The organism is Kribbella sp. NBC_01484, assembly GCF_036227145.1.
Classification (GTDB): domain Bacteria; phylum Actinomycetota; class Actinomycetes; order Propionibacteriales; family Kribbellaceae; genus Kribbella.
Window position 1 is genome coordinate 6,482,480 of the sequence record NZ_CP109437.1, and the last position, 26,331, is coordinate 6,508,810.

At 69.5% G+C, this 26,331-nt stretch carries 26 protein-coding genes; 23 read left to right on the forward strand and 3 right to left on the reverse strand.

Annotation, left to right across the window (positions count from 1 at the left end; translation table 11 throughout):
* Positions 1 to 70: 70 nt before the first annotated feature.
* From OG555_RS31510 to OG555_RS31575, 14 genes are all read left to right on the forward strand, one after another.
* On the forward strand, positions 71 to 718 hold the full coding sequence (locus OG555_RS31510; RefSeq protein ID WP_329476183.1) for a VC0807 family protein: 648 nt from the start codon (positions 71 to 73) through the stop codon (positions 716 to 718).
* Positions 719 to 770: 52 nt separating this feature from the next.
* Positions 771 to 2,138, forward strand: a complete 1,368-nt coding sequence (locus OG555_RS31515; RefSeq protein ID WP_329476184.1) for a replication-associated recombination protein A — start codon at positions 771 to 773, stop codon at positions 2,136 to 2,138.
* 759 nt (positions 2,139 to 2,897) lie between these two features.
* Positions 2,898 to 3,332, forward strand: coding sequence for a hypothetical protein (locus OG555_RS31520; RefSeq protein ID WP_329476185.1), 435 nt, complete (start codon positions 2,898 to 2,900; stop codon positions 3,330 to 3,332).
* Between the two features lie 564 nt (positions 3,333 to 3,896).
* A complete protein-coding gene (locus OG555_RS31525) occupies positions 3,897 to 4,214 on the forward strand; it encodes a hypothetical protein (RefSeq protein ID WP_329484948.1) in 318 nt (105 codons plus the stop codon).
* The gene (locus OG555_RS31530; protein WP_329484907.1) at positions 4,156 to 4,281 is read left to right on the forward strand and encodes an excalibur calcium-binding domain-containing protein; all 126 of its coding nucleotides are present in this window, start codon (positions 4,156 to 4,158) and stop codon (positions 4,279 to 4,281) included. Before OG555_RS31525 ends, OG555_RS31530 begins: the two co-directional genes overlap by 59 nt.
* A 140-nt stretch (positions 4,282 to 4,421) precedes the next feature.
* A complete protein-coding gene (locus OG555_RS31535) occupies positions 4,422 to 4,832 on the forward strand; it encodes a DUF948 domain-containing protein (protein ID WP_329476186.1) in 411 nt (136 codons plus the stop codon).
* Complete coding sequence (locus OG555_RS31540) at positions 4,829 to 5,101, forward strand: DUF6167 family protein (protein WP_329476187.1); 273 nt, start codon at positions 4,829 to 4,831, stop codon at positions 5,099 to 5,101. The genes OG555_RS31535 and OG555_RS31540 overlap by 4 nt, the downstream gene beginning before the upstream one ends.
* Before the next feature lie 5 nt (positions 5,102 to 5,106).
* The gene (alaS, locus tag OG555_RS31545) at positions 5,107 to 7,776 is read left to right on the forward strand and encodes an alanine--tRNA ligase (RefSeq protein ID WP_329476188.1); all 2,670 of its coding nucleotides are present in this window, start codon (positions 5,107 to 5,109) and stop codon (positions 7,774 to 7,776) included.
* Positions 7,776 to 8,234 carry a Holliday junction resolvase RuvX gene (gene ruvX / locus OG555_RS31550; protein WP_329476189.1) on the forward strand — a complete coding sequence of 153 codons (459 nt, stop codon included), beginning with the start codon at positions 7,776 to 7,778 and terminating at the stop codon, positions 8,232 to 8,234. The genes alaS and ruvX overlap by 1 nt, the downstream gene beginning before the upstream one ends.
* Positions 8,231 to 9,427, forward strand: coding sequence for an endolytic transglycosylase MltG (mltG, locus tag OG555_RS31555; RefSeq protein ID WP_329476190.1), 1,197 nt, complete (start codon positions 8,231 to 8,233; stop codon positions 9,425 to 9,427). Before ruvX ends, mltG begins: the two co-directional genes overlap by 4 nt.
* A complete protein-coding gene (locus tag OG555_RS31560; RefSeq protein ID WP_329476191.1) occupies positions 9,427 to 10,251 on the forward strand; it encodes a shikimate dehydrogenase in 825 nt (274 codons plus the stop codon). Before mltG ends, OG555_RS31560 begins: the two co-directional genes overlap by 1 nt.
* Entirely contained in the window at positions 10,238 to 11,710 is a 1,473-nt protein-coding gene (locus tag OG555_RS31565; RefSeq protein WP_329476192.1) for an FAD-dependent oxidoreductase, read from the forward strand. The genes OG555_RS31560 and OG555_RS31565 overlap by 14 nt, the downstream gene beginning before the upstream one ends.
* Before the next feature lie 13 nt (positions 11,711 to 11,723).
* Positions 11,724 to 12,764, forward strand: coding sequence for a DUF2330 domain-containing protein (locus OG555_RS31570; protein ID WP_329476193.1), 1,041 nt, complete (start codon positions 11,724 to 11,726; stop codon positions 12,762 to 12,764).
* Between the two features lie 32 nt (positions 12,765 to 12,796).
* On the forward strand, positions 12,797 to 13,504 hold the full coding sequence (locus tag OG555_RS31575; protein WP_329476194.1) for an A24 family peptidase: 708 nt from the start codon (positions 12,797 to 12,799) through the stop codon (positions 13,502 to 13,504).
* Between the two features lie 9 nt (positions 13,505 to 13,513).
* Here the strand turns inward: OG555_RS31575 and OG555_RS31580 are convergent, their stop codons facing one another.
* Positions 13,514 to 14,635, reverse strand: a complete 1,122-nt coding sequence (locus tag OG555_RS31580; RefSeq protein ID WP_329476195.1) for an ADP-ribosylglycohydrolase family protein — start codon at positions 14,633 to 14,635, stop codon at positions 13,514 to 13,516.
* 131 nt (positions 14,636 to 14,766) lie between these two features.
* Between OG555_RS31580 and OG555_RS31585 the strand changes: the two genes are divergently transcribed.
* The 6 genes from OG555_RS31585 (at position 14,767) to OG555_RS31610 (ending at position 19,472) form a co-directional block, all read left to right on the forward strand.
* Complete coding sequence (locus OG555_RS31585; RefSeq protein ID WP_328520013.1) at positions 14,767 to 15,030, forward strand: type II toxin-antitoxin system Phd/YefM family antitoxin; 264 nt, start codon at positions 14,767 to 14,769, stop codon at positions 15,028 to 15,030.
* A complete protein-coding gene (locus OG555_RS31590) occupies positions 15,027 to 15,437 on the forward strand; it encodes a type II toxin-antitoxin system VapC family toxin (protein ID WP_329476196.1) in 411 nt (136 codons plus the stop codon). The genes OG555_RS31585 and OG555_RS31590 overlap by 4 nt, the downstream gene beginning before the upstream one ends.
* A gap of 43 nt (positions 15,438 to 15,480) precedes the next feature.
* A complete protein-coding gene (aroC, locus tag OG555_RS31595) occupies positions 15,481 to 16,686 on the forward strand; it encodes a chorismate synthase (RefSeq protein ID WP_329476197.1) in 1,206 nt (401 codons plus the stop codon).
* The gene (locus OG555_RS31600; protein WP_329476198.1) at positions 16,683 to 17,192 is read left to right on the forward strand and encodes a shikimate kinase; all 510 of its coding nucleotides are present in this window, start codon (positions 16,683 to 16,685) and stop codon (positions 17,190 to 17,192) included. Before aroC ends, OG555_RS31600 begins: the two co-directional genes overlap by 4 nt.
* Complete coding sequence (gene aroB, locus OG555_RS31605) at positions 17,189 to 18,289, forward strand: 3-dehydroquinate synthase (protein ID WP_329476199.1); 1,101 nt, start codon at positions 17,189 to 17,191, stop codon at positions 18,287 to 18,289. The genes OG555_RS31600 and aroB overlap by 4 nt, the downstream gene beginning before the upstream one ends.
* A 100-nt stretch (positions 18,290 to 18,389) precedes the next feature.
* The gene (locus OG555_RS31610; protein ID WP_329476200.1) at positions 18,390 to 19,472 is read left to right on the forward strand and encodes a Gfo/Idh/MocA family protein; all 1,083 of its coding nucleotides are present in this window, start codon (positions 18,390 to 18,392) and stop codon (positions 19,470 to 19,472) included.
* Here the strand turns inward: OG555_RS31610 and OG555_RS31615 are convergent.
* Entirely contained in the window at positions 19,433 to 21,457 is a 2,025-nt protein-coding gene (locus OG555_RS31615) for a HelD family protein (RefSeq protein ID WP_329476201.1), read from the reverse strand. The two genes, OG555_RS31610 and OG555_RS31615, sit on opposite strands and share 40 nt — an antisense overlap.
* A 53-nt stretch (positions 21,458 to 21,510) precedes the next feature.
* On the opposite strand from OG555_RS31615, the gene OG555_RS31620 reads away from it, so the two are divergent.
* From OG555_RS31620 to OG555_RS31630, 3 genes are all read left to right on the forward strand, one after another.
* Positions 21,511 to 22,101 (forward strand): TetR/AcrR family transcriptional regulator, encoded by a 591-nt coding sequence (locus tag OG555_RS31620; protein WP_329476202.1) that lies wholly within the window; start codon positions 21,511 to 21,513, stop codon positions 22,099 to 22,101.
* A 19-nt stretch (positions 22,102 to 22,120) separates the two neighbouring features.
* On the forward strand, positions 22,121 to 22,558 hold the full coding sequence (aroQ, locus tag OG555_RS31625) for a type II 3-dehydroquinate dehydratase (protein ID WP_329484908.1): 438 nt from the start codon (positions 22,121 to 22,123) through the stop codon (positions 22,556 to 22,558).
* Positions 22,559 to 22,801: 243 nt separating this feature from the next.
* On the forward strand, positions 22,802 to 23,473 hold the full coding sequence (locus OG555_RS31630) for a helix-turn-helix transcriptional regulator (RefSeq protein WP_329476203.1): 672 nt from the start codon (positions 22,802 to 22,804) through the stop codon (positions 23,471 to 23,473).
* A gap of 50 nt (positions 23,474 to 23,523) precedes the next feature.
* Here the strand turns inward: OG555_RS31630 and OG555_RS31635 are convergent, their stop codons facing one another.
* Entirely contained in the window at positions 23,524 to 26,259 is a 2,736-nt protein-coding gene (locus tag OG555_RS31635) for an ATP-binding protein (protein ID WP_329476204.1), read from the reverse strand.
* Between the last annotated feature and the right edge of the window lie 72 nt (positions 26,260 to 26,331).

Genomic DNA, 26,331 nt, shown 5'->3' on the forward strand with positions numbered 1-26,331 from the left:
GACTTTGGTCTGATCGGCCGCAGCCGTCCGCCCGATGCCGGGCACCGGCCCGGCGGGCGAGTCTCGGGTCATGTCCCGCACCCGCGACCGCGTCCGGTTCCTCGTCTTCGACATCGCCACTCCGCTCGCGCTGTACTACGGCCTCCGAGCCGCCGGCGCGAGCAACGTGACCGCTCTGCTGGCCGGCACCGTGCCCGGTTTGATCAGTGCGGGGATCTCGATCGCGCGTCGCCGCCGTACCGATCTCCTGGGGGTGGCGGTGATCGTCAGCATGCTGGGGAGCGCGGTGGTGGCGGTCCTGGGTGGGGATGCCCGGCTCCTGCTCGTTCGCAACGCCTGGATCAGCCTCCCGTTCGCCGGGATCACACTGTGGTCGCTCAGGCATCCGCAACCGCTCTGCTACACGTTCACCCGCGCGATCTTTTCGTGGCGGGCGGCCGTGATGGACCGGCTGTGGGACGAGGATCCACGGTTCCGGCAGGCCTGGCGGAGGATCACGGTGCTCTGGGGGATCACGTCCGTCCTCGACGCCGTGATCCGGGTCGTCGTCGCGTACACGCTGCCGATTCCCGTCGTACCCGCGATGGAGCCGGTGATCACGGTGGTAACGATCATCGCGCTGCAGATCCCCACCCAGGTGCTGCTCCGCCGCAGCGGCACGTGGCACGTGGTCTTCGCTCCGCGGGCGGCGGCACGGCGAGCAGGCGCGGAGCTGTAGCGCCGGGGTGATGGATGCGGGCGCTGTCGGTGCCGGCGGATAGGCTCGGGACGTGAGTGATGGGTTGTTCGACCTTCCGGGAGCGCCGGCGCCGGCCAGGGGCGGCGGGAGTCTGGCGGACGTGGACCATACGGCGGCTCCGCTGGCCGTGCGGATGCGGCCGCGGAGTCTTGACGAGCTCGTCGGGCAGCAGCACCTGCTCGCACCCGGGTCGCCGTTGCGGCGGCTGGTGGAGGGTGACCAGCCGATGTCGCTGCTGCTCTGGGGCCCGCCGGGGACGGGGAAGACGACGATCGCGGCGGTCGTGTCGCATCAGACCAACCGGAAGTTCGTGGAGTTGTCGGCCGTCACGGCCGGGGTGAAGGACGTCCGGCAGGTGATCGACGGCGCCCGCCGGGATCTGTCCCGCGGGACCGGCACCGTCGAGACCGTCTTGTTCATCGACGAGGTGCATCGGTTCACGAAGGCTCAGCAGGACGCGCTCCTTCCCGGAGTGGAGAACCGCTGGGTGACGCTCGTCGCGGCGACCACCGAGAACCCGTTCTTCTCGGTCATCTCGCCGCTGCTCTCGCGGAGTCTCCTGCTCACGCTGGAATCCCTGACGGACGAGGACATCTCGACGCTCCTCGACCGGGCGTTGACCGAAGAGCGCGGACTGAACGGAGAGTTCGAGCTCGCCGAGGACTCGCGGGCGCATCTGCTGCGGATGGCCGGGGGAGACGCGCGGCGCGCGCTGACCTATCTGGAGGCCGCAGCGGGCGGAGCGCGGGCGAAAGACGCCAAAGTCATCGATCTGAAGACGCTGGAGACCGCGGTCGACCGGGCCGCGGTGCGGTATGACCGAGCCGGAGATCAGCACTACGACGTCACGTCGGCGATGATCAAGTCGATCCGGGGCTCGGACGTGGACGCGGCGATGCACTACCTGGCGCGGATGATCGAGGCCGGCGAGGATCCGCGGTTCATCGCCCGCCGGCTGGTGATCTCCGCCAGCGAGGACATCGGCATGGGGGACCCGACCGCGCTCGGTGTCGCGGTGGCCGCGGCTGAGGCGGTGCAGCTGATCGGCATGCCCGAGGCGCGGATCAACCTCGCCCAGGCCGTCGTCGCGCTGGCCCTGGCGCCGAAGTCCAACGCCGTGATCATGGCCGTCGACGCGGCCATCGCGGACGTGAAGGCCGGCAAGGTCGGCCCGGTCCCACCCCACCTCCGTGACGCCCATTACGCCGGAGCCAAGAAGATCGGCCACGGCTCGTCGTACCAGTACTCCCACGACGACCCGCGCGGCATCGTCCCGCAGCAGTACGCACCGGACGTCGTCGACCGCACCGACTACTACAAGCCCACCCGCCGCGGCGGCGAAGCGGCGTACGCCGACCGCGTCGCCAACATCCGCAAGATCCTCAGGGACCGCGAGTGAGCCGGATGGCGTGATCCCGTGGTACGCCGAGGTTGCCGAGTGGTCGATCCAGTGTGGAAAGAGTGATGTGGGTAAGCCCTTGCCGATGGCACGCTGCTCGCACTCGATGGCATATCGCCCGCGCTCGGCACGGTGGCTTCGGTGGCGTGGGGCGGACGAGTAACACGGTGGCTTCAGTGGATTTGGAGCTGTGGACAATGTGAGGTGCCGCGTACGGGGTGCGGGCATTGTTGGGTGATGGGGAAGATCGACGGACCACCACTTGCCGTGCGAAGGCGGGAGTTGCTCGCTGTTGGGGTCACCCGAGCGCAGCTGGAGTCACCACACTGGGTATCGCCGCATTTCGGTTACCACCGGTCGGCACAGGTGAACGATCCCATCAGGTAGCGGATCCTGGACGCAACGGCGGTCATGCCGGACGGTGGCGTGGTTGGCGGCTGGGCGTCGGCGTACTTGCAAGGCGTGGCATACCTCGATGGCGGCTGGGCACGGACCGCGCGTGGCGAGCTGCGCGTCGGTGAACCCGTTCTGCTCGTGGTACCGCCGAGAAGCGTCGTGAATCGGCCAGGCATCAACACGCTGCGCGCAACCTTGGAGCCTGATGACGTGGTCGAGTGCCACGGCCTCCGGTGTACCAGCGGCGTCAGGACGACGTACGACCTACTGCGGCTTGCGCCGAATCTGACTGAAGCTGTCGTGGCCGGTGACTGCCTCCTCCATGCCGGGCTTGCGGACCCTGGCAGGATTTCGGCCTACGAGATGGCGCATCCGCGCCGGCGCGGTGTGCGGCAGCTCCGCGCGGCGCTGCCCTTGCTGAACAAGCTGGCGGCGTCTCCACCGGAGTCGAGGCTGAGGTTGCTCTGTCGACGCGCGGGACTTCCGCCACTCGAGGTGAACGCACCGATCTTCGATGTCGACGGCACCTTCCTGGGCATCGTCGACCTGCTGGAACCGATCTCGGGACTTGGCCTCGAGTACGACGGCGCGTACCACCGGGAGATCAGTCAACAGACGGCGGACAATCATCGCGAGGAAGGCCTCGAACGCCGCGGTCTGACGATCATCCGGGTGACGTCGGTGGACATGGCGGACGAGCCGGCATTGATCACCAGAATCCAGCGCGCACACCACGCCTGCCTGTCCGCGCCCCCCATCCACCCCCACCGCTGGACCTTCACCCCCCGCGCTCCCTAACCCACCAACCCACCAACCCACCAACCCACCCATCACATCGAGTGTGGGCAACGTGCGGCTGGTAAGCCCCTTCCAATCACACACCGCTCACAGCCGATGGCACATTCCCCTCATTGGCACGGTGGCTTCGGTGGTGAAGGGTGGGTGGTGTGCTGGTTTCGGTGCCCGGTGCGTTCTGTGGTGGGATCGAGTGGGTAGGCTGCCTCTCGGCCTGGGGGTGAAGGGTTCGCACGTGACGCAGTTCCGCCTCGCTCGACATATCCGCAGTTCCGGTCCCCGACACAGCCGCCGACGTCTGCCGCTTCTGAAGCTGGGCGCACTCGCCGCGGTCGTGGTCGCACTGGCCGCCATTTTGTTCTTCGTTCCGTCCCGCTCGCACGACTCGGCAACTACCCAGGCACCTCCGAGCACGACCTTGTTCAGCCCGCAGGTCGAGCGGACCTCGGGTACGACGCGGTCGGGCAAGCGACCGTCTCTCCCGGTGGGGAAGCCGTTGCTGCCGGTCACCACCCCCTGGTTCCCGTCGACGCGGCCGACGCCGACCCCCAGCGCGCCGGCCCCACCGTGGTCAGGCCCGCTCTCCGGGCCGAGCCGGTCCAGCACCCCCGTCCCGCCGACCACCCTGGCGAAAACCACCCCGTCGAAACCCACCTCGACGACTCCGGCCCCAGCCAAACCGGCCACAACGACGGCCAGCCCAACGACGCCCAGCCCTGCGGCGCCGAGCTCGACGACACCCACTCCGACCACACCGAGCCCAACGTCGCCGAGTCCGGCGACACCGAGCTCGACGACACCGAGCTCGACCACCCCCACAGCGGTGGTGTACAAGGACTGCGCCGAGGTCCGGGCAGCCGGCAAGGCGCCCCTGTACCGCGGTGATCCGGGCTACTCGACAGCGCTCGACCACAACGGCGACGGTGTCGCGTGCGAGAACGGCAGCTCCTGACCGTTGCCGTGGGATGACGTGCTGTCGCGGTTTGGTGAGGGACTGTGATGTGCGGGATGGTGTCCTGGAGCGGAGTGCGCCTGGACCGCGCGATAAGGTCGGGCGGTCCACGAGGTCGCAACGGAAGGTGGATCGTTTCCATGAGCGTCGGTGAAGTCGCGGGGTTGATAGCCGCCTGCGCGCTGCTCATCCTGGTGGGCCTGCTGGCCTATCCGATCCTGAAGCTGGGCAAGGTCTTCGACGAGACCCGGATCATGGTGAAAGGCGTCTCGAACGAGACCATCCCGTTGCTCGGCGAGGTGACCACCACCGTGACCACCACGAACGCCCAGCTGGCCAAGGTGGACACCATCACCGACAACGCGACCACGGTGACCACCAACGCGGCCGCGCTCATGTCGCTGTTCTCGGCCACCGCCGGCGGTCCGCTGGTGAAGGCGGCCGCCTTCAGCTACGGCGTCCGTCGCGCGCTCGGTGACCAGCAGCGCAAGGACGTCAGCCGACGGGTGAAGGAAGAGATGAAGGCCGAGCGGAAGGCGCGGAAACAGTGAAGCGGATCTTCTGGCTGATCCTCGGGATCGTCGTCGGCGTGTACGCCGTCACCCGGCTGAAGAAGCGTGTTCAGGTGCTCGCCCCGGAGAGCATGCAGGCGTCCGCGGCCAAGCTCGCCGCCGCGGTCCGGCACTTCGGCGACCAGGTCCGTGAGGGCATGGATGAGCGGGAGGCCGAACTACGCGACTCCCTCGGCATCGACACCAACAGCGCCATGCCTCCGGCCCCACCCACAACCCACCCGGACACGCGTGAGGACTACCGGTAACACCCATGGAAACCAGTGAGATCAGGCGGCGGTTCCTGCAGTACTTCGAGGACCGGGGCCACACCGTGGTGCCGAGCGCACCGCTCCCGTCGCCGGACCCGAACCTGCTGTTCAACGTCGCCGGCATGGCCCAGTTCGTGCCCTACTTCGTCGGCCAGCAGACGCCGCCGTACGCGCGGGCGACCAGCGTGCAGAAGTGTGTCCGGACCCTCGACATCGACGAGGTCGGCAAGACCACCCGGCACGGCACGTTCTTCCAGATGAACGGCAACTTCTCCTTCGGCGACTACTTCAAGGAGAAGGCGATCGAGTACGCCTGGGACCTGGTCACCCGGTCCCAGCGCGACGGCGGCTACGGCTTCGACGAGTCGGTGCTCTACGCGTCGGTGTACTACGACGACGACGAGGCGATCGACCTGTGGAAGCGGATCGCCGGCCTGCCCGACGACCGGATCGTCCGGCTCGGTATGAAGGACAACTTCTGGTCGATGGGCATCCCCGGCCCGTGCGGCCCGTGCTCGGAGATCCTGATCGACCGCGGCCCGGAGTTCGGCGCCGACCGGGACTGGGAGGCGGGCGACCGCTATCTGGAGTTCTGGAACCTGGTCTTCATGCAGAACATCCGCGGTGAGGGTGGCGGCAAGGACGGCTACGAGATCCTCGGCGAGCTGCCGAAGAAGAACATCGACACCGGTCTCGGCCTCGAGCGCGTCGCGTACCTGCTGCAGGGCGTCGACAACATGTACGAGATCGACGAGATCTACCCGGTGATCGAGCGGGCGTCGGACCTGAGCGGCCGCAAGTACGGCGTCGAGCACGTGGACGACGTGCGGTTCCGGGTGGTCGCCGACCACGTCCGCAGCGCACTGATGCTGATCGGCGACGGCGTCACCCCGGGCAACGAGCAGGGCGGGTACGTGCTGCGGCGGCTGCTCCGCCGCGCGATCCGCTCGATGCGCCTGCTCGGCTACGAGGACCCGAGCCTGGTCGAGCTGCTGCCGGTCAGCCTGCAGCAGATGAAGAAGTCGTACCCCGAGCTGGAGGCCGACTTCGGCCGGATCAGCCAGGTCGCGTACGCCGAGGAGGAGGCGTTCCGCCGGACTCTGACGGCCGGGACGAGCATCTTCGACGTCGCCGTCCGCGAGACCAAGTCCGGCGGTGCCCACCAGCTCGAGGGCGCGAAGGCGTTCCAGCTGCACGACACGTACGGCTTCCCGATCGATCTGACCATCGAGATGGCCGCCGAGCAGGGCCTGCAGGTGGACACCGAGGGCTTCAAGGCCCTGATGAAGGAGCAGCGCGAGCGGGCCAAGGCGGACGCCCGGGCGAAGAAGGCCGGTCACGCGGACACCTCGGGGTACCGGGAGCTGCGCGAGAAGGGCGTCACCGAGTTCACCGGCTACCAGGAGCTCGCGACCGACTCGCAGGTCCGTGGCCTGCTGAAGGAAGGCGTGGTCGCGCCGGCCGCCGAGCAGGGCGAGACCGTCGAGGTCGTGCTGGAGAAGACCCCGTTCTACGCCGAGTCCGGTGGCCAGATCGCCGACGAGGGCCTGATCGTTGCCGACGGCGTCAAGCTGAAGGTGCTCGACGTCCAGCGCCCGGTCAAGGGCCTGATCGTGCACAAGGTCGAGGTGCTCGAGGGTGTCGTCCAGCCGGGCCAGGACGTGCACGCCGAGGTCAACCACGAGTGGCGGGTCTCGGCCTGTCAGGCGCACTCCGGCACGCACGTCGTCCACGCTGCGCTGCGCCAGGTGCTCGGCCCGAACGCGCTGCAGAGCGGTTCCTACAACAAGCCCGGCTACCTGCGGCTCGACTTCGCCTGGTCGTCGGCGCTGGATCAGGCGACCCGATCCGAGATCGAAGAGGTCGCGAACCTCGCCGTCCGGAAGGACCTGCCGGTCTCGGCGCAGTACATGACGCTTCCGGAGGCCCGGGACTGGGGTGCGCTGGCGCTGTTCGGCGAGACGTACGACGAGCAGGTCCGCGTGGTCGAGATCGGTGGCCCATGGTCCCGCGAGCTCTGCGGTGGCACACACGTGAAGCACTCGTCGCAGGTCGGCGCGCTGACCGTCACCGGCGAGTCGTCGGTCGGAGCGGGCGTTCGCCGGATCGAGGCGTTCGTCGGCCTGGAGGCGCTGCACTACCTCGGCCGCGAGCGGGCGCTGGTCCGGCTGCTCAGCGAGAACCTGAAGACCCGGCCGGAGGAGCTGCCCGCGAAGGTCGCCGACCTGAGTGAGCGGCTGCGCGCCGCCGAGAAGGAGCTCGAGCGGATGCGGGCCTCGCAGGTCCTCGCGGCCGCGGCCGAGCTGGCGAGCAACCCGCGAGACGTCTTCGGCGTCCAGTACGTCGGTCACCGCGCCCCCGACGGCGTGAACGGCGGGGACCTGCGCAAGCTGGCCCTCGACGTGCGCGGCCGGATGCCGAGCGACAAGCCGGCCGTGGTCGCTGTACTCAGCGTGAACGACGGCAAGCCCGGTGTGGTGGTCGCGCTCAACGACACCGCGCGCGAGTGGCGGCTGAAGGCCGGCGACCTGGTCCGGGTCGCGGCCGAGAAGCTGGGCGGTCGCGGCGGCGGCAAGGACGACGTGGCCCAGGGTGGTGGCACCGATCCCGGTGGCTCCGACGAGGCACTGGCTGCGGTGGAACACACCGTCGGCCAACTCGTCACTGGCTGATGAGAACGGGCGTGCGCCTCGCGCTGGACATCGGCGATGTCCGGATCGGCGTTGCCAGCAGCGATCCGCGCGGAATCCTGGCGACCCCGGTGGAAACGGTCCGCCGAGGGCCTGGTGATCTGGATAGGATCGCGGCACTCGCCGCCGAACTGGAGGCGTTCGAGATCGTGGTCGGGCTGCCCCGCTCCCTGTCCGGGGGCGAGGGGCCGGCCGCGGTGAAGATCCGGGAGACGGCGGAGCTGGTGCGGACAAAGGTGCAGGAGGGCAAGGCGGACACGGCGGTGCGGCTGGTGGACGAGCGGTTCACCACGGTCACCGCCGAGCGCATGCTGCGGGAACGGGGAAAGAAGGGTTCCAAGCGGCGCGCGGTGGTCGACCAGGCCGCCGCGGTCGTGATTCTGCAACACGCGCTCGACCTCGAGCGCGAGACCGGCAACCCGCCCGGGAGGCCTCTGTGAACGGACCGTCGTTGGACGAAGACCTGAGCGAGAGCGACGACCTCGGCTCCGGGCTCGGGTTGCGCCCGGAGACCCGGGTCGAGCGCCGGGCGAACCGGCGCAAGGCCCGCGGCCGGCGCGCGTTCGGCTGCTTCGCCGGCCTGATCTCGCTGCTGGTGGTCGGCGCCCTCATCGCGGGCGCGGTGATCGGGTTCGGCAAGGGCAAGGACGCGATCGAGCAGATGTTCGCCGCGCCGGACTACTCCGGCACCGGCAGCAAGGAAACGGTGGTCGTCGAGGTCGCCAAGGGTCAGGCGGCCGCCTCGATCGCGGACACGCTGGAGAAGAAGGGCGTCGTGAAGAGCGCCCGCGCGTTCGAGAAGGTGGCCAAGGCCGACTCGCGGTCGCTTCAGATCCAGGCCGGCACCTACACGCTGCACAAGCAGATGTCTGCCAAGGCCGCGCTCGACCTGATGCTGGACACCGCCAAGTCGATCCTGGTCACCCGGATCAGTTTCCGGTCCGGCCTGACCAAGGCCGAGGTCAGCGAGACCCTGCAGAAGTCGAAGCTGAAGCTGCCGGCCGGCGCCGCCGCGGGCGCGCTGGCGAAGCCGGCTTCGCTCGGGTTGCCGGCGTACGCGCACAACAACGCCGAGGGCTTCCTGTACCCGGGGACGTACGACGTGCCGAAGGGCGCGACGGCGTACACGATGCTGAAGCTGATGACGGCGCAGTACGCGAAGAACGCGAACGAGCTGAACCTGGTGAAGACCGCGCAGGGCAAGAAGCTGGATCCGTACCAGGCGGTGATCGTGGCCAGCATCATCGGCGCCGAGACGAACCGCCCGCAGGACTACGCCAAGGTCGCCCGGGTGATCTACAACCGGCTGCGGATCGGGATGAAGCTCCAGATGGACTCGACCATCCACTACGTCGTCGGCAAGGACGGCGGCGTGTTCACGACGCCCGAGCAGCGCCAGATGGACTCGCAGTACAACACCTACAAGAACAAGGGCCTCCCGCCGACGCCGATCAACTCGCCGACCAAGGAGACCCTGCGGGCGGCGATCAACCCGGCGCAGGGGCCGTGGCTCTACTTCACGCTGATCGACCTCGACACCGGCGAGACGGCGTTCGCCAGTACGCCGGAAGAGCACATGCAGAACGTGAAGAAGCTGCAGACCTGGTGCGCCGCCCACAAGGGCCGCTGCTGATGATGAGATGCGCCGTGCTCGGGTCGCCGATTGCGCACTCGTTGTCACCGGCGATGCACCGGGCCGCGTACGCCGCGCTCGGTCTGGACTGGCGGTACGACGCGTTCGAGGTCGAGGAGGACGAGCTCCGCGGGTTCGTGGCGACCCTCGGCGAGGACGTCCGCGGGTTGTCGCTGACCATGCCGTTGAAGCGGGTGGCACTCGACCTGGTCGACACCGTCGATCCGGTCGCGGAGCTGATCGGCGCGGCGAACACGATGCTGTTCGAGCCGGACGGATCACGGTCCGCGCACAACACCGACGTACCCGGGCTGGTGAACGCGTTCGCCGAGCACGGCATCACCGCGGCCGACACGGCCGTCGTGCTGGGTGGCGGCGCGACCGCCGCGTCCACGCTGGCGGCATTGCGCGCGATGATGGTCACCGAGGTGACTGTCGTCGTCCGGGACGTCGCCAAGGCCGAGCGGCTGCGGGACCTGGCGGCCGAGCTCGGGCTGCGGACCTCGGTCGCGGACTTCACCCAGGTCGAGCAGATCGGTGGGTTCGATCTGTGCGTTTCGACGCTGCCCGGCGGTGCCGTCGACCCGTGGGCCGAGCACTTCGCAGGCGTCGCGCCGGTGGTGTTCGACGTCGCCTACCACCCGTGGCCGACCCGGCTCGCGATCGCGGCGCACCGGATCGGTACCGAGCTGTTGAACGGACTTGATCTCCTCGTGCACCAGGCTGCGCTCCAAGTGGAGATGATGACTGGTAGGACGCCGGCACCTCTGGCGGCCATGAGGGCAGCCGCTCGTGAGGAGCTCGGGGATCGTGAGCCAGTTTGACCGCCGAACGGTACTGAAAGCAGGTGGCACGCTCGTTGCCGCCGCACTGACCAGTTGCTCGGACGCGAAGAAGGCGAGCGCAGGCCCTGCGGCCGACACCCTCGCCGCGGCCGCTCCGAACTGGAACAGCTTCGCCCGGTCCCTGACGGGCCGCCTGTACCTGCCCGCGTCGCCCGGCTACGCCTCCTCGCACCTGCTCTTCAACCCGCGCTGGGACACCGTCCAGCCGGGTGCCGTCGTGAAGGCAGCGAACGCCACCGACGTGCAGAAGGCGATCAACTTCGCCCGGGCGAACAAGATAGTGCTGGTGCCGAAGAGCGGCGGCCACTCCTACGTCGGTGCGTCGACCATCAGCAAGGGGATGCAGCTCGACGTCGGCGCGATCCGGGGCCTGAGCTACGCGAACGGCGTCGTCACCATCGGCGCCGGAGCCCACCTGTACGACGTGCACGCGTTCCTCGACAAGTACGGACGCTCCCTGCCGACGGGGACCTGCCCGACCGTCGGGATCGCCGGGCTCGCGCTCGGTGGCGGGATGGGCATCCACACCCGCGCCTTCGGCCTGACCTGCGACCGGATCCTGTCGATGGGCGTCATCACCGCCGACGGTACGGCCCGCAACGTCAGCGCGGCCGTGGACCCGGATCTGTTCTGGGCGTTGCGGGGCAGCGGCGGCGGGAACCTCGGCGTGGTCACCTCGTTCCGGATCTCCACGATTCCGGGGACGAAGCTCGGATTCTTCCGGCTGACCTGGCCGGAGTCGCAGGCGGCGGCCGTCGTCCGCGGCTGGCAGAGGTTCGCCCAGTCCGCGCCGATCACCTCCTGGGGCAACCTGCACATCGATGCCGTCAGCAACGGCACGCTGTCGATCCACGTGCTCGGCATCTCCACCACCGGCAACGCGACGGCCGCGGCCGCGCAGCTCGAGTCGTTCGTCGGGTCGAGAGCGTCGGTCCGTTCGATCACGGTGAAGACGCACATGGAAGCCGTGACGTATCTCGGCGGCGGGACGACCAGCCCGCGGACCGGGTTCCTGGCCGGCTCCGACGTACTCAAGGGGCCGATGAACGCGGCCACGATCACCGCCCTGCTCGGCGCGGTGAAGGCGGCGGCGCGGGCCAAGACCCCGGCGTCGGCGATCCTCGACCCGCTCGGCGGGCAGGCGACCAAGCAGCCGGCGGGTGGCGCGTCCTGGCCGTGGCGGTCGGCCCTCGGCGTCGTCCAGTGGTACTGCGGGACGCCCGCACACCCGACCACGGCGCAGCTCAAGGTGGCGCAGACGTTCATCACCAACGGGCATCGCGCGGTCCGCGCGTACTCGGCCGGCGGGTACGTCAACTACGTCGAGACCGGTCGCTCGGTCAGCACGTACTACGGCGCGAGCCTGCCCCGGCTGCAGACGGTCAAGAAGAAGTACGACCCGGCGAACTTCTTCCACACGAGTTACACCCTCGGCTAGATAGTCTCCCGCCGTGAAACTTTGGCGGGTCGTCGCAGGAGTGCTGATTGCCGGATTCGTCGCGGCTGGTGTGACGCCCGCCTGGGCGTGCGCGTGCGGCGGCTACCTACCGGATGCCCAATCGCGCGCTCGTGCGTTCGGCGAGAACGCGCTGGTCCAGCACGATGCGGGGACGGAGAAGATCACGCTGTCGATGGCGATCAACGGCTCGTCGAAGAAGGCGGCCTGGATCATGCCGGTGCCCGCGGCGGCCAAGGTCGAGCTCGGTGACGACGACGTGTTCTATCGGCTGGACCGGATGACAAGGCCGAAGACGGTGATCCGCAAGACCTACTGGCCGTTCCGGGACCTCGGGATCATGAGCAGTGGCGACCCCCTTGCCGCTGAGGCGCCGGCTGCCGGGGTCAGCGTGCGGCAGCAGATGGTGCTCGGGCCGTTCCAGGTCGCCCGGCTCGGCGGCTCGAGCGGATCCGCGGTGACGGACTGGCTCCGCACGAACGGGTACGTCGTACCGGCCACGCTGGCCGCGAACCTCACGCCGTACCTGACGGAGAAGTGGGAGATCGTCGCCGTGAAGCTCGCGCCACGGCAGGCCGGCGAGAGCCTGAGTGGGGCGACGCCGCCGTTGCGGCTGACGTTCGCGTCGGACCGGATCGTGTACCCGATGCGGCTGAGCAAGGGCGCATCCACCGCGCAGACGGTCACCGTGTACGTCGCGGCCGCGCATCGCGTCGACGCCACCAAGCTGCCGGACGCGGACGTGAAACCGGACCTGCTGTTCGCCGGCCGGGTCGAGGACGACGCACTGGCGAAGCCGGCCGACTATCTGACCGCGTTCACGGTCACCTATCGCGATCCGGGCCGGATCACCGACGACTTCACCTTCGCGCCGGCGGCGACCGACGACGGGTTCCAGCGGGTCGAGTACGTCACCGAGAACGACGGTCTGTGGAGCACGATCGGCGTGGTTCTCGGCGGCCTGCTGCTGCTCGGCGCCGGTGCGGCGGCGATCGCCAGGGTGCTCGTCCGGCGTTCATCCACAGGACGGGCGTAGCCGCGGGCCGAAATCGTCTAGGCTCCTGGATCGTGCCGGCAGACAACGCGTTGCTCGCCGCCGGGATCGGCGTGGTCTTCTGCGGCGTCTCGGCGTACGTGCTCGCGCCCTTGCTGCTGCGGAGCATCCCCGAGCCGGTCCTGGAGGAGGGCGAGACGAAGGTCCCGTACGCCGCGCTGGCCGGTCGGCGGGCGGCGTACTGGTGTGGCGGTCTGGCCGCGGTGTCCGGGGGACTGCTGGGGCTCATGCTCGGAATGTCGGCCGTCCTGCCGGCGTGGTTGTTGCTGGCGGTCGCCGGGTCGGTGCTCGGGTACATCGACGCGCGGACCCGGTTTCTGCCGTCGGTGATCATCTGGCCGACGTACGCGCTGGTCGGGCTCGCGCTGCTCGGTGCCGCGGTGGTGTCGGGGGAGTGGGGCTCGCTGCGGCGGGCGGTGCTTGCGGGGGCGATCGGGTTCGCGGTGTTCTACGTGCTCTGGTTCGCGTTTCCGCGCGGAGTCGGGTTCGGCGACGTCCGGCTGTCCGGGCTCCTCGGGCTCGCGCTCGGCTGGCTCGGCTGGGGTGAGTTCGCCAGCGGCCTGTACGGCGGATTCTTCCTCGGCGCGATCGTCGGGATCGTCCTGATCGTGGGCAAGGTGATGACCCGCAAACAGATGGTCCCCTTCGGCCCCTTCATGCTGGTCGGTGCCTTGGCCGGCGTGTTTCTGGGCGCACCGCTCGAGCGGTTGTACGTCGGATAGCCGGTGTAGTCACCAGCCCGGGTAGCGGGTGATCCAGGTGGTGTGTGGTCCGTAGTCGCCGTGCAGCCGCTTGGAGGCCTCGGTGAACTCCAGTGCGAAGTCGTCGGCCAGCTGGAGGATGACAGGGCGGCCCTCGACGGTGAAAACGAGCTCCGGCGGCAGCGCCGTCTCACCGTGGAGGGCGCCGAGGACGTTCCCGCAGATGGCGCCGGTGGAGTCGCTGTCGCCGGAGTGCGTCACCGATAGTGCGAGGGCGTCCAGGATCTGCTCGGGCGCGGGGCAGGCGAGGGCAGCGTAGACAGCGATCGCCAGCGCCTCTTCCGCGACCCAGCCACCACCTAGTCGCTCGACCGTCACCGGTCCGCGCTCGGCCCCTGTCGCTGCCAGGTGGCGCGCGAAGGAGAGCGTCGTACTGGTCTCCTCGTGGTTCGGGTGCTGCACGAGCAGGGCGGTTGCGGTGTCGAGGGCCGCGTCGAGGGTGGCGCCGCCGCAGATCTCGTGGACGATCGCGGCCAAAGTGCCGGCGGCGAGCTTGCCGGTCGGGTGGCCGTGTGTGTAGCCCGCGGCGGTCGCGGCCGAGTCGAAGACCCAGTCGGTGGGGAACATGGCCGGCAGTAGTCCGAACGGCGCTACCCGCATCACACCGCCACAGCCCTTCGAGTCGTTGATGGCCTCCGCGCCGAACTGCGGGATCCGCGGCTCGCCCTTGCGTGCTTCCGTCAGCGCGTTGAGGCACGTCGTACCTGGTGCTCGCCGGGCGTACAGCCACTGTTCGGCGTGCAGCCAGCCGTCCCGCTCGCCAGTCGGTCCGGGCTGGGTCTGTGTGTCCAGCCAGCGGTCGTACGCGTGCTGCACCACCGCCACCGTGAAGCCGAGGCCGCGATCGGTCCGGACGCCGGCCCGGATCAGCCCTTCGACGGTGAACAGCGTCATCTGCGTGTCGTCGGTGATCGTCCCCGGCGGCCACTCGGCCGGTCCGGAGACGAAGGTCCGGAGCCGATCCGGGTGCTCGGCCATGATCGACCGACCGTCCTGGAACTCGACGGGCCCACCCAGCGCGTCCCCGATCGCCCCGCCCAGCAGACTCCCGCGAACCCGCGCCCGCCACGTCTCTTCCGCCACCCGATTCATGCCAGAACCCTACCGACGGTGGTGCCAGCGTCCTCACCCTCCGCGACGGCCGCACCGAGGACACCCCCACCTGCCGATGGGTTGAGTGATTCTGTCCAGTCTGTCTAGACTGTTTCATGAGGTGATCGGTGATGACGGTGACGGCTGGACAGTGGCAGCTGCAAGAGGCGAAACAGCATTTCAGTGAGTTGATCCGCGCCGTTCAGACGGATGGTCCGCAGTTCGTGACGAAGCACGGACAGCAGGTCGCCGTGGTTCTGGACATCGTGGACTACCGGCGGATGACGGGAGTGGAACTGGTGGACTTCAAGCATTTCCTGGCCTCGGCGCCGGATCTGAGCATGCTCGAGATCGAGCGCTCGACTGCTCCGGTGCGGCAGGTCGAGTTCGAGTGAGCTTCCTGCTCGACACCAACGTGGTGTCGGAGTTCCGGAAGAAGTCTCCGGATGCCGGCGCCTCGGACTGGCTCGGGTCGGTCCGGTCGAGTGAGCTGTACCTGAGCGTTCTGGTCGTCGGAGAGATCAAGCAGGGCGTCGAGCGACTCGCGGCGCGGGACCCGGAGCAGGCGGCGGTGATCGAGGACTGGCGGCAGCGCCTCGTCCGTGGGTATGCGGACCGCATCGTCCCGGTGTCGCTGGAAGTCGCCGAGACCTGGGGCCGCCTGAACGCGACGGCCCCGTTGCCGCTGGTCGACGGTCTGATGGCCGCCACCGCGCTCGTCCACGACTGGACGTTCGTCACCCGGAACCACTCCGACGTCGAGCGGACCGGCGTACGACTCCTCAATCCCTTCTGGAACTGAGACCGGCGTCTGCGGGCTGGGACGGACGTGAAAGAATCGCGGCATGCTGCGCTGGCTTACTGCCGGCGAGTCGCACGGACAAGCGCTCGTCGCCGTACTCGAAGGTCTTCCCGCCGGGGTTGAGGTCACCACTGATGACGTGGCCGATGCCCTGGCTCGTCGTCGGCTGGGTTACGGCCGCGGGGCTCGGATGAAGTTCGAGCGGGACGAGGTGACGTTCCTCGGCGGGTTCCGGCACGGCCTCACACTCGGGAGCCCGGTGGCGATCCAGGTCGGCAACACCGAGTGGCCGAAGTGGGAGCAGGTGATGAGTGCGGACCCGGTCGACCCGGCGACACTGGCGGACCTGGCCCGCAACGCTCCGCTGACCCGCCCGCGGCCCGGACATGCCGACCTGGCCGGCATGCAGAAGTACGGCTTCGACGAGGCCCGCCCGGTGCTGGAGCGCGCCAGCGCTCGCGAGACCGCGGCCCGGGTCGCCCTCGGTGAGGTCGCGGCTAGGTTCCTCCGGCAGGCGTACGGCGTGACGATCGTCAGCCACGTCGTCGAGCTCGGCACCGTCAAGGCGCCGTACGGCGTCATCCCGGCGTACGCCGATGTCGAGAAGCTGGACGCGGATCCGGTGCGCTGCCTGGACACCGACGCAAGCAAGGCGATGGTCGCCGAGATCGACGCCGCCCAGAAGGCCGGCGACACGCTCGGCGGCGTGGTCGAGGTGGTCGTGGACGGACTCCCGCCGGGCCTCGGCAGCTACGTGCACTGGGACCGCCGGCTCGACTCCAAGCTGGCCGGTGCGCTGATGGGCATCCAGGCGATCAAGGGCGTCGAGCTCGGCGACGGGTTCGAGCTCGCCCGCACCCCGGGGTCGCAGGCACACGACGAGATCGTCGCCGAGGACGGCACCATCCGCCGGGCCAGCGGCCGGTCGGGTGGCACCGAGGGCGGTATGAGCACCGGCGAGACGCTCCGGGTCCGGGCCGCGATGAAGCCGATCGCGACCGTCCCGCGCGCGCTCCGCACGATCGACACCACGACCGGCGAGGCCGCGTCCGCGCATCACCAGCGCTCCGACGTCTGCGCCGTACCGGCCGCGGGCATCGTGGCCGAGGCGATGGTCGCGCTGGTGCTGGCCGACGTCGCGCTGGAGAAGTTCGGCGGCGACTCGGTGGCCGAGTCCGCGCGCAACCACAAGGCGTACCTGGCGAGCCTGCCGACCACCATCACGCCGCGGGAGTGGGCCGAGCAGTGAGTCCTCTCGTCGTTCTCGTCGGGCCGCCCGGATCGGGCAAGTCGACCGTCGCCGCACTGCTGTCCGAGCGGTTGCACGCCCGGCACCGCGACACCGACACCGATGTCGAAACCGCTGCGGGCCAGCCGATCTCGGACATCTTCGTCGACTCGGGTGAAGCACACTTCCGCGCGCTGGAGCGAGCTGCGATCGTGGCCGCGCTCGCCGACTCCGGCGAGGTGTTGTCGCTGGGCGGTGGTGCGATCCTCGACCCCGACACTCGTGCCGACCTGGCCGGTCAGACGGTGGTCTTCCTCGACGTCAGCCTCGGCGAGGCGGCGAAGCGCGTCGGTCTCGGCGTCGCGCGGCCGTTGCTGCTGGGCAACGTCCGGACTCAGCTGCGCAACCTGATGGAAGCCCGCCGACCGCTGTACGCCGAGGTCGCCAAGCTGACTGTGGTCACCGACGAGAAGACGCCCGAGCAGATCACCGACGAGATCCTCAGTCAGCTCGGAGCCCGCGGGTGACCGGCGAGTCGACCCGGATCAGGGTGACCGCGGCCGCGCCGTACGACGTTGTCATCGGCAACAATCTGCTCGGTGAACTGCCTGGCCTGCTGGGCGACGGCGTGCAGCGGGTCGCCGTCGTCCACCCGCGCGCGCTGCGGACCAGCGGCGACGCGATCCGCGACGACCTGACCGCCTCCGGGTACACCGCGCACGCGATCGAGATCCCGGACGCCGAGGACGCGAAGACCGCCGAGGTGCTGGCCTACTGCTGGTCGGTGCTCGGTCAGGCCGGCTTCACCCGCTCCGACGCGATCGTGAGCATCGGCGGCGGGACGACGACCGACCTCGCCGGCTTCGTCGCCGCGACCTGGCTGCGTGGGGTGAAGGTCGTGCACATCCCGACGACGCTGCTCGGGATGGTCGACGCGGCCGTCGGCGGGAAGACCGGGATCAACACCGCCGAGGGCAAGAACCTGGTCGGCGCGTTCTGGGAGCCGGCCGGCGTGCTGTGCGACCTCGCCGCGCTGGAGACGCTGCCTCGCAACGACTATGTCAGCGGTCTCGCCGAAGTGGTGAAGTGCGGATTCATCGCGGACCCGGTGATCCTCGACCTGGTCGAGAAGGATCCGGCCGGCGCGACGAGTCCGTCGTACGACGCGACCGGGGAACTGATCGCTCGATCCATCCAGGTGAAGGCCGACACGGTCGGCGCGGATCTGCGTGAGCGGACCACCACCGCCGGGGGCCGGATCGGCCGCGAGGCGCTGAACTACGGGCACACGCTCGGCCACGCGATCGAGCGGGTCGAGCGGTACAAGTGGCGGCACGGCGCCGCGATCAGCATCGGCATGATCTTCGTCGCCGAGCTGGCCCGCGCGGCCGGCCGGCTCGACGACGCGACCGCCGACCGCCATCGCGCCGTACTCGAATCCCTCGGCCTCCCGGTCTGCTACCGGGCCGACGCCTGGCCGCAGCTCCAGGACGCGATGAAGCTCGACAAGAAGACCCGGGCCGACCGGCTCCGCTTCGTCATCCTCGACGCCCTGGCCAAGCCGACGATCCTCGAGGCCCCGGACCCGAGCCTGCTCGTCGCGGCGTACGCCGAGATCAGCTGAAGCCGTGGCCGGAAACGGTCACCTGCTGGACCAGGCCTTGTACATCGGTGCAAACCCCTCAAGGATATTTGGAAAGGGCTTTCCGACCTGAAGGGGCTGCATGTCTGACAGCAAGCACCGGATCGCAATCGTCGGCACCGGCGGGATCGCCAACTCCCATGCCAAGGCGGTCACGTCGCTGCCCGAGCGCGCCGAGCTCGTCGCCGCGGTCGACGTCGACCTCGACCGGGCGAAGGAGTTCGCGACCAAGTGGGACATCCCCGCGGTGTACCCGAGCCTGACCGAGCTCCTCGCGGCCGGCGGCGTCGACCTCGTCCACCTGTGTACGCCGCCCAGCTCACACGTGCCCTTGGCTGCCGAGTGCCTGGCGGCGGATGTCGACATCCTGGTGGAGAAGCCGCCGACGCTGTCGCTCGACGAGCTCGACGCGTTGCTGGAGGCGGAGAGCGCGTCAGCTGCTCAGGTCGCCTGCATCTTCCAGCATCGGTTCGGGGCCGGGGCGGTGCGGTTGCGCGAGCTCGTGGCCGACGGTGTTCTCGGCCGGCCATTGGTTGCCTTGTGCAACACCACCTGGTACCGCGACGACGCGTACTTCGCGGTGCCGTGGCGGGGGACCTTCGACGTCGAGGGCGGCGGCCCGACGATGGGGCACGGGATCCATCAGTACGACCTGCTGCTGTCGATCCTCGGTCCGTGGGAGAAGGTGACCGCGCTCGCGGCCAGGCAGGCGCGGCCGACGCAGACCGAGGACGTGTCGATGGCACTGGTCACCTTCGAGAACGGCGCCGTCGCCTCGGTCGTCAACTCCCTCGTGTCGCCGCGGCAGACGTCCCAGCTCCGCTTCGACTACGAGAACGCGACGGTCGAGCTGGAACATCTCTACGGCTACAAGAACCCCGATTGGACGATCACCGCGGCACCTGGCCAGGAGTCGGTGACCGATGCCTGGTCTACCGATCTGCCCGACGTCGCGAGCGGGCACGCTGCCCAACTGGCCGCGGTTCTCGATGCCCTGACTACGGGTGCGCCGGCGCCGGTCACCCTCGCCGAAGCTCGCAACACGGTCGAGTTGGCTGCCGCCATCTACGCGTCCGCCTTCACCGACAAGCCGGTTCGTCGCGGTGAGCTGACCCGGGGAACTAGCTATGCCGAGCGCATGGGTGGCCCGGGCGCGCCTTGGTAAGTCAGTTCGCTCGGCAGGTCGCGGGTGTGCAGGACGTCGAGGCGGGAGACGGCTCGGGTCAGCACAACGTAGAGGCGATTCAGGCCGCGGGGCTCGGCGCTGACGATCTCGGCCGGTTCGACGGCGATCACGTGATCGTACTCGAGGCCCTTGGCCAGACTTGACGGTACGACGGCCACCCGGCCGTCGCCGTCCGGCGGGACGGATTCGATTCCGGCCGCCTTGAGCGCATCGGCCAGGGTCGCGCTGTGGTGGTCCGCGGTGATCACGCCGATCGAGCCGTCGTACTCGAGTGCTGCTTGGACGGCGGTCACGCAGCCCGACGGGAGATCGTCGACCCGCGTGATCGTCAGTTGCCCGTCGGAGCGGAACGAGGTGGTCGGCGGCACCGAGACGCCGAGCGGCTTCAGCAGCCTGTTGGCGATCTCCACCACGGCTGCCGGCACGCGGTACCCGGTGGTGAGCGCGACCACCTCGGCCGACGGCTTCCCGAGGTGCGTCAGCTGTGTCTCCCAGTCGCCGGCCGCCCAGGTTGTCGTCCCTTGAGCCAGGTCGCCGAGCGCGGTGATCGAGCCGTGCTCGCTGCGACGGGCGATCGCGCGGCACTGCATGGGGGAGAGGTCCTGCGCTTCGTCGACGATCACGTGGCCGTAGGTCTGCCCGCGTTCGAGGAGGGCGCTCACCTCGTCGAGCAGTACGGCGTCCGCCGCGGTCCAGCGTGCGCTCTTCGCCTTCCGCGGCCGAGGCCAGGCGATGGCCTCCTGCTCTTCCGTGGTGAGGATGCTGTCCGCGGCGGTCGCCAACTGATCGGGGTGGCTGAGGAGCTCGGCCAGGATCTCGTCGGCCTTCACGTTCGGCCACACGGCTTCGACCGCCGGCTTCGCGGCTCGTGCCATCGCCCGGAGCCATACCGCGTTGCAGTTCTGACCGCGCGCCTCTGCCTGACGCTGCAAGGAGGCGACGATCCGAGCGGTCACTCGCTCGCGACCGATCAGGTAGGCAGTCGCATCCGCCCGGGCCTCGGCCACGATCTCGTCGAACTCGTGCTGATTGACCCGCCACTTGTACGACCCGTCAGCCACGACCACGGCCTGGTCCGGCCGCCCGATCCGCCCGTACACCGCGTTCCGCAGTACGTCGGCCATCCGCGGATCGTGCTTGATCGCGGCTATCTCCGGCTCGTCGATGCTCCGGATCGTGCCGCCCAGCAACTCCTCGACGGTTGTCTGCTCGACGTCGACCTCGCCGAGCGTCGGCAGCACGGCCGAGATGTAGTGCAGGAAGGCACGGTTGGGGCCGAGCACGAGTACGCCGTTCCGCCGCAGCCGCGACCGGTGTGCGTAGAGGAGGTAGGCGGCCCGATGCAGTCCGACCGCTGTCTTCCCCGTGCCGGGTGCACCTTGGATGCAAACCGACAGCTCCAACTCGGTCCGCACCAGCGCGTCCTGCTCCGGCTGAATCGTGGCCACGATGTCGCGCATCGGACCGACCCGGGCTCGCTCGATCTCCCGCCGGACGAGATCGCTCGAACCGGACGGCGCGCCCGAGGTGAGGTGCTCGTCCTCGAAGCTGGTCAGCCTGTTGCCCGACCAGCCGAAGCGGCGACGGGTCTCAACCCCTTGCGGCTCGACGGCCGAGGCTTGGTAGAAGGCGGTCGACACCGGGGCGCGCCAGTCGATCACCATCGGCGGGCGCCCGATCGCATCCGAGATGTGGCGCCGGCCGAGGTAGTACGTCTGGCCACGGTGCTCGCCGGCGCCGGACTGCGCGCCGTACCGGATCAGCCCGAAGAACGGCGGGTTGTCACCCTCCTCGCCCAGGTCGCGGGCGAGCGTCTTGAGGTAGTAGCCGAGTCGCTCGGCGGTGTACCGATCGCCCCAGGTGTCCTCGCCGACGACCACGTTCTCCCGCGCGCCGGCCACCATCCGCCGCAACGCCTCCCGGCACCGCTCGGCGTACTCGCGCTCCCCGCCCAGCTCGCGCATCACCCTCCTGAAAGTTAACCCGGTCAATCTTCTGACTAGGTTAACATGACGTCGTGACCGGACTCCGCGCCCGCAAGAAGCAGCAGACCCACGACGCCCTCTCCGAGGCGGCGATCACGCTGTTCCTCGAGCGCGGTTTCGACGAGGTGTCGGTCACCGACATCGCCGCGGCCGCGAACGTCTCCAAACCCACCCTGTTCAAGTACTTCCCGACCAAACAGGATCTCGTTCTGCACCGCATCGCCGACCACCAGCACGAAGCCGCCAGAGTGGTCGATGCCTCCGCAGCGCCCCCGATCGAGGCCCTCCGCGACCACTTCCTCGATGGCCTCGACCGCCGCGACCCGGTCACCGGTCTCAACGACCACCCAGCCGTGCTCGCCTACAACAACCTCGTCTTCACCACTCCGGCTCTGGAGACTCACCTCGCGCAGTTTGTCGCCGGCGACCAGCAGGCCCTGGCGGTTGCCCTGGGCAATGACCTCCGCGCCGAGATCACAGCGGCCTGCCTGATCTCGGTCCATCAGGTGCTCAGCCGCCGCAACTGGCAAGCCATGAGCTCCGGGACCGCGGCCTCCGTCTACTACCCGACGGCTCGCGCCGAGGCGGTCACCGCCTACAACTCGCTGGCCGCTGGGCTCTAGGGTGGGTCGGGTGACTGATGTGCGTAGGCGAGTGCTGGTGCTGAACGGGCCCAACTTGGGGCGGCTGGGGTCTCGGGAGCCGGAGAAGTACGGGTCGACGACGTTCGCCGAGTTGGTGGGGGAGTGCGAGAAGGCGGGTGCCGAGCTCGGGCTGGAGGTCGAGGTGCGGCAGACCGATGACGAGGCTGAGCTGGTCGGCTGGTTGCACGAGGCGGCTGACGGGCGGATCCCGGTGGTGCTGAACCCGGCCGCGTTCACCCACTACTCGTACTCACTCCGCGACGCCATCGCCCAGCGGACCGCTCCGCTGATCGAGATCCACCTCACCAACCCCGCCACCCGCGAGGAGTTCCGGCACACCAGTGTCGTCGCGGGCGTGGCCACCGGTACCATCGCCGGCTTCGGCCTCGACTCCTACCGGCTCGCGCTTCGCGCCCTCACCACCCTCCCGGAATAACCAAACTGCCCTTTCGGGCATCTAGGTGGTGTGGGCACACGTCGCGGACCCGGCCAAGAGATCGGGGTGAGACGCCGGTGAGAGGCGGATGGTTCACTCTAGGCGTGGGGCCCCGCTACCGGCCGTCACCGGTCTGAAGGCTGGCTGAAGGTTCGGCGGCACGATCGAATCGACGATTCGGGGGTTCGTGTGACTGCGGATTCGATCCGTCCCGTTCATCAACGCTCTGGGGGAGTGACAAGCATGATCACGCAACAAGGCATACCTGTCTGGGTGAAAGCGCTGGACCCGTTGTCGCAGTTCGGGCTGGTGCACGCGCTCAAGCAGCGGCGCGAGATCGCCCTGATCAGCGACGCCGACCTAGCGGCGCTGCAGCAGAGCCCGCCGGCCGACCAGCGCACCGCCCCGCCAGTGGTCGCGTTGGTCGCCGTCGACTCGCTGGACAGCGGAGCCGTCCAGGTCCTCCGGGCGGCAACGCAACGGGGGTGTCGCCGGACCGTGCTGATCGGCGGCACGATCGACGACGAGGCGCTGATGACCGCGGTCGAGCTGGGGGTGTCCGGTGTGCTGCGGCGTACCGAGGCGACGGCCGACCGCATCGTGCACCTTCTGCAGGCCGCCGCGGCGGGTGACGGCAGCCTGCCTCCGGATCTGCTGGGCAGGTTGCTCGGTCAGGTGTCGCGGATGCAGCGGCACGTGCTGGCACCGCGTCGGTTGTCCGACACCGGGCTGTCCGACCGCGAGACGCAGGTGCTGCGGCTGGTGGCCGACGGCAAGGACACCCAGGAGATCGCCCGCGAGCTGTCCTACTCGGAGCGGACGGTGAAGAACGTCCTCCACGACGTGACCAGCCGCCTGCAACTGAAGAACCGCTCGCACGCCGTCGCCTACGCCCTCCGCGAAGGCCTCATCTGACCCATCGCCACCCCGCCGGCCCTCGCTCCCCGCGAGGGCCGGCTTCTTTGCTAGTGGCTGTGGTCTTGGAGGAGCTCGGTGACCAGGCTGTCGATGGACAGCTGGCGGGCCGACTCGGCGATGTGGTCCGCCTCGGGGCCGAGGGCCTGGCGGCACAGCGTCCAGGCGGTGGCGACGGCGGCGAGTTCGTCGGCGATGAACAGTGGGGCGCTGATCTCCTCGCGCTGGTGTTCGGCGGTCTTGAGAAGGCGGACCGCCAGGTCGTGGTGGCCGGCGGCGGCCTCGACCGAGGCGAGCAGGCCGAACGCGTCCAGCACGCCGACGGAGTAGCCGACGTTCCGCGCGGTCCGCAGGGTGTGCAGGCCACGGTCCCGGGCGGCGGCGAAGTCGCCGGCCTGGAAGTCCATGATCCCGAGGTTGCCGCCGGCAATCACCATGCCCTGGTCGTCCTGCAGCCCGGACCAGGCGGCGTACGCCTCCTCGAACATCGTCCGGGCCTCGACCGGGTATCCGAGCTGCCGGAGTGCAAGGCCTGAGCAGTTCAGCGCCCCACCCAGGAGTACGCCGAAGTTCAGCCGGCGCGTCAGCAGCTCCGTCTCGTGGGCGTAGTCGAGGGCGGCGTACTCGTCGGCCAAGCCGAGGCTGGTCAGTGTGAGTCCTTGCAACGCGATCGCGAGTCCGCGGTCGTCACCCAGCGCGCGGTAGATCTCCACGCATTCCAGGCCGATGTCGCGCGCCTCGGCGTACCCACCGCTGAAGCGGGTCTGGACCGCGAGCGCGGCCAGCGCGGCGGCGCGCTCAGGTGAGCCGGGCGCGAGCATGGCGAGGGAGCCACGCAACCAGCCGCGGGCCTGGGTCATCATGCCGCGGTAGTACCAGTGCCAGGACAGCGGCGCGACGATCTCGCTGACGCGACCCGGGTCGTTGCCTTCGCTGAGGCACCAGTCGAGCGCGGCCAGCAGGTTGGGCTCCTCGGTCCGCAGCCGCCGCGCTGCCACCGGCTCGGGCAGGGACGACCGCTGGTTCAACCGTGCATAGTGCTCGCCGAACTTCGCCAGCCCCGCGCACCACGTGACATGACGCGCCCGTACGGCGGCCTCCTCACCGGAGGCCCGCAGTCGCTCGTGCCCGTACTCGCGGACGGTCTCCAGCAGACTGAACCGCTCGTCGTCGTCCATCGTCACCAGACTCCGGTCCACCAGTACGGCGAGGAGCTCCGCCACCTCATCGACCCGGATTCCGTCGCCGCCGACGACCGCCTCGGCGGCCTCCAACGTGCAGCCCCCGGCGAACACCGACAGCCGGCGAAGCGCCGTACGGACTGGTAGTTCGAGCAGCTCGTGACTCCAGTCGAGGGCGGTCCGGAGGCCCGCGTGCCAGGGTCCCGCGTCGCAGATCAGCAGGCGGTCGTCGATCCGGTCGGCGAGTTGCCGCACGGGAAGGGTTCGGGTCAGGCCGGCGGCGAGCTCGATAGCGAGGGGGAGACGGTCGACGGCGGCGCAGATCTGGTCGACGGCGGAGCTTGCCTCGACCCCGCTGCGATCGCAGAACAGCGCGACCGCGGCCGTCGCCGAGAGTGGGCCGATGCGCTGGACATGCTCGTCGGAGAGCTCGAGCGCGCGCTGCGAGGTGACGAGGATGGACAGGTTGGCGGCCTTGACCCGCAGTTCGTCGATCACCGGGCCGATCTCGGCGGTGAGGTGTTCGGCGTGGTCGACCACGAGCAGCGCGCCGGTGAGCAGTTCGGCGGCCTGTCCGATCGAACCACCGTTGCTGTCGGCACCGATCGCCGCGGCGAGGGCTGCGACCAGGTTGTCCGCGGCGTGCAGTGGGGCGAGGCCGAGCCAGGCGACCGGACGACCCTCGCCGACGGCTTGCGCGGCGACCTCGCGGGCGAGCCGGGTCTTGCCGGCTCCGGGGTCGCCGAGCAACGTGATGAGGGTCGGGCGGGTGAGGTCGCTGAGCAGCTCGGCTTGTTCGTGCCGGCGGCCGACGAAGCTCTTCGCTGCCGTGGGCAACGAAATCCGGGGCATCGTGGGGCGATGGCCGCGGAGGTCGTCCTCGATCGCCACAGTCTCCGGTGCGGGGTCGATGCCGAGTTCGTCGGCGAGTTGGTGGCGCAGACTCCGGAGCCGGTCGAGCGCCTCCGCTTGCCGGTCGGAGCGGGCGAGTGAGAGGGCGGACAGGCCGACCAGGCGTTCGTGCAGTGGGTGGGCGGCGACGAGACGTTCGAGGTCGGGTCCGATGGGGTGACCGAGAGCCAGGCCGGCCTCGGCCCAGGCCAGTTGAAGCTCCAGTTGGAGGGACTGCAGGCGGTGCCGTTGTGCTGCGACGAAAGGGATGTCGTCCAGATCGCCCAGCGGCTGACCACGCCAGAGGTCGATGGCGGTCGCTGCCGTCGCGAACACGCGGGCGTTGTCGTCAGTTCGCCGTACGGCGTCGATCGTGGCGAGCGCACGCTCGGCGGCGATCAGGTCGGCAGGCTCGGCCCGCAGGCTGAACCCCGCCGGACTCCGGTCGAGGGCACCCGAGAACTCACCCAGCGCACCACGCAGCCGGGACGCCAGCACCCGCAGCCGCGCGGTCGGCCGGGCCGCGTCCGCGTCAGCCCACAGATCCCGGATCAAGATGTCATCGGCAACCGGTTCACCCCGGGCCAACGCGAGCCGCACGGCCAACGCCCGAGCCAGCGGTTGCCGCACCGCAAGCCGCACCCGGGCAGCCGTCACCACCTCGGCCGGGCCAAGGACATCGACCTGCAGGAGCAGGTGCCTCGTCGCTCTCACCCCCAGTGGAGGACGTCGTACCCGCCGATCTTAGAGCCTGCCCCTTCGCTAACCCGGAAGGTCCCCCGGTAC

Bases quoted from the DNA above. Each gene is read 5' to 3' on its own strand.
- OG555_RS31510 (WP_329476183.1), top strand. From the start codon at position 71: ATGTCCCGCACCCGCGACCGCGTCCGGTTCCTCGTCTTCGACATCGCC.
- OG555_RS31520 (WP_329476185.1), top strand. From the start codon at position 2,898: ATGGCGCATCCGCGCCGGCGCGGTGTGCGGCAGCTCCGCGCGGCGCTG.
- OG555_RS31535 (WP_329476186.1), top strand. From the start codon at position 4,422: ATGAGCGTCGGTGAAGTCGCGGGGTTGATAGCCGCCTGCGCGCTGCTC.
- alaS (WP_329476188.1), top strand. From the start codon at position 5,107: ATGGAAACCAGTGAGATCAGGCGGCGGTTCCTGCAGTACTTCGAGGAC.
- ruvX (WP_329476189.1), top strand. From the start codon at position 7,776: ATGAGAACGGGCGTGCGCCTCGCGCTGGACATCGGCGATGTCCGGATC.
- OG555_RS31560 (WP_329476191.1), top strand. From the start codon at position 9,427: ATGATGAGATGCGCCGTGCTCGGGTCGCCGATTGCGCACTCGTTGTCA.
- OG555_RS31580 (WP_329476195.1), bottom strand. From the start codon at position 14,635: ATGAATCGGGTGGCGGAAGAGACGTGGCGGGCGCGGGTTCGCGGGAGT.
- OG555_RS31585 (WP_328520013.1), top strand. From the start codon at position 14,767: ATGACGGTGACGGCTGGACAGTGGCAGCTGCAAGAGGCGAAACAGCAT.
- aroC (WP_329476197.1), top strand. From the start codon at position 15,481: ATGCTGCGCTGGCTTACTGCCGGCGAGTCGCACGGACAAGCGCTCGTC.
- OG555_RS31610 (WP_329476200.1), top strand. From the start codon at position 18,390: ATGTCTGACAGCAAGCACCGGATCGCAATCGTCGGCACCGGCGGGATC.
- OG555_RS31615 (WP_329476201.1), bottom strand. From the start codon at position 21,457: ATGCGCGAGCTGGGCGGGGAGCGCGAGTACGCCGAGCGGTGCCGGGAG.
- OG555_RS31630 (WP_329476203.1), top strand. From the start codon at position 22,802: ATGATCACGCAACAAGGCATACCTGTCTGGGTGAAAGCGCTGGACCCG.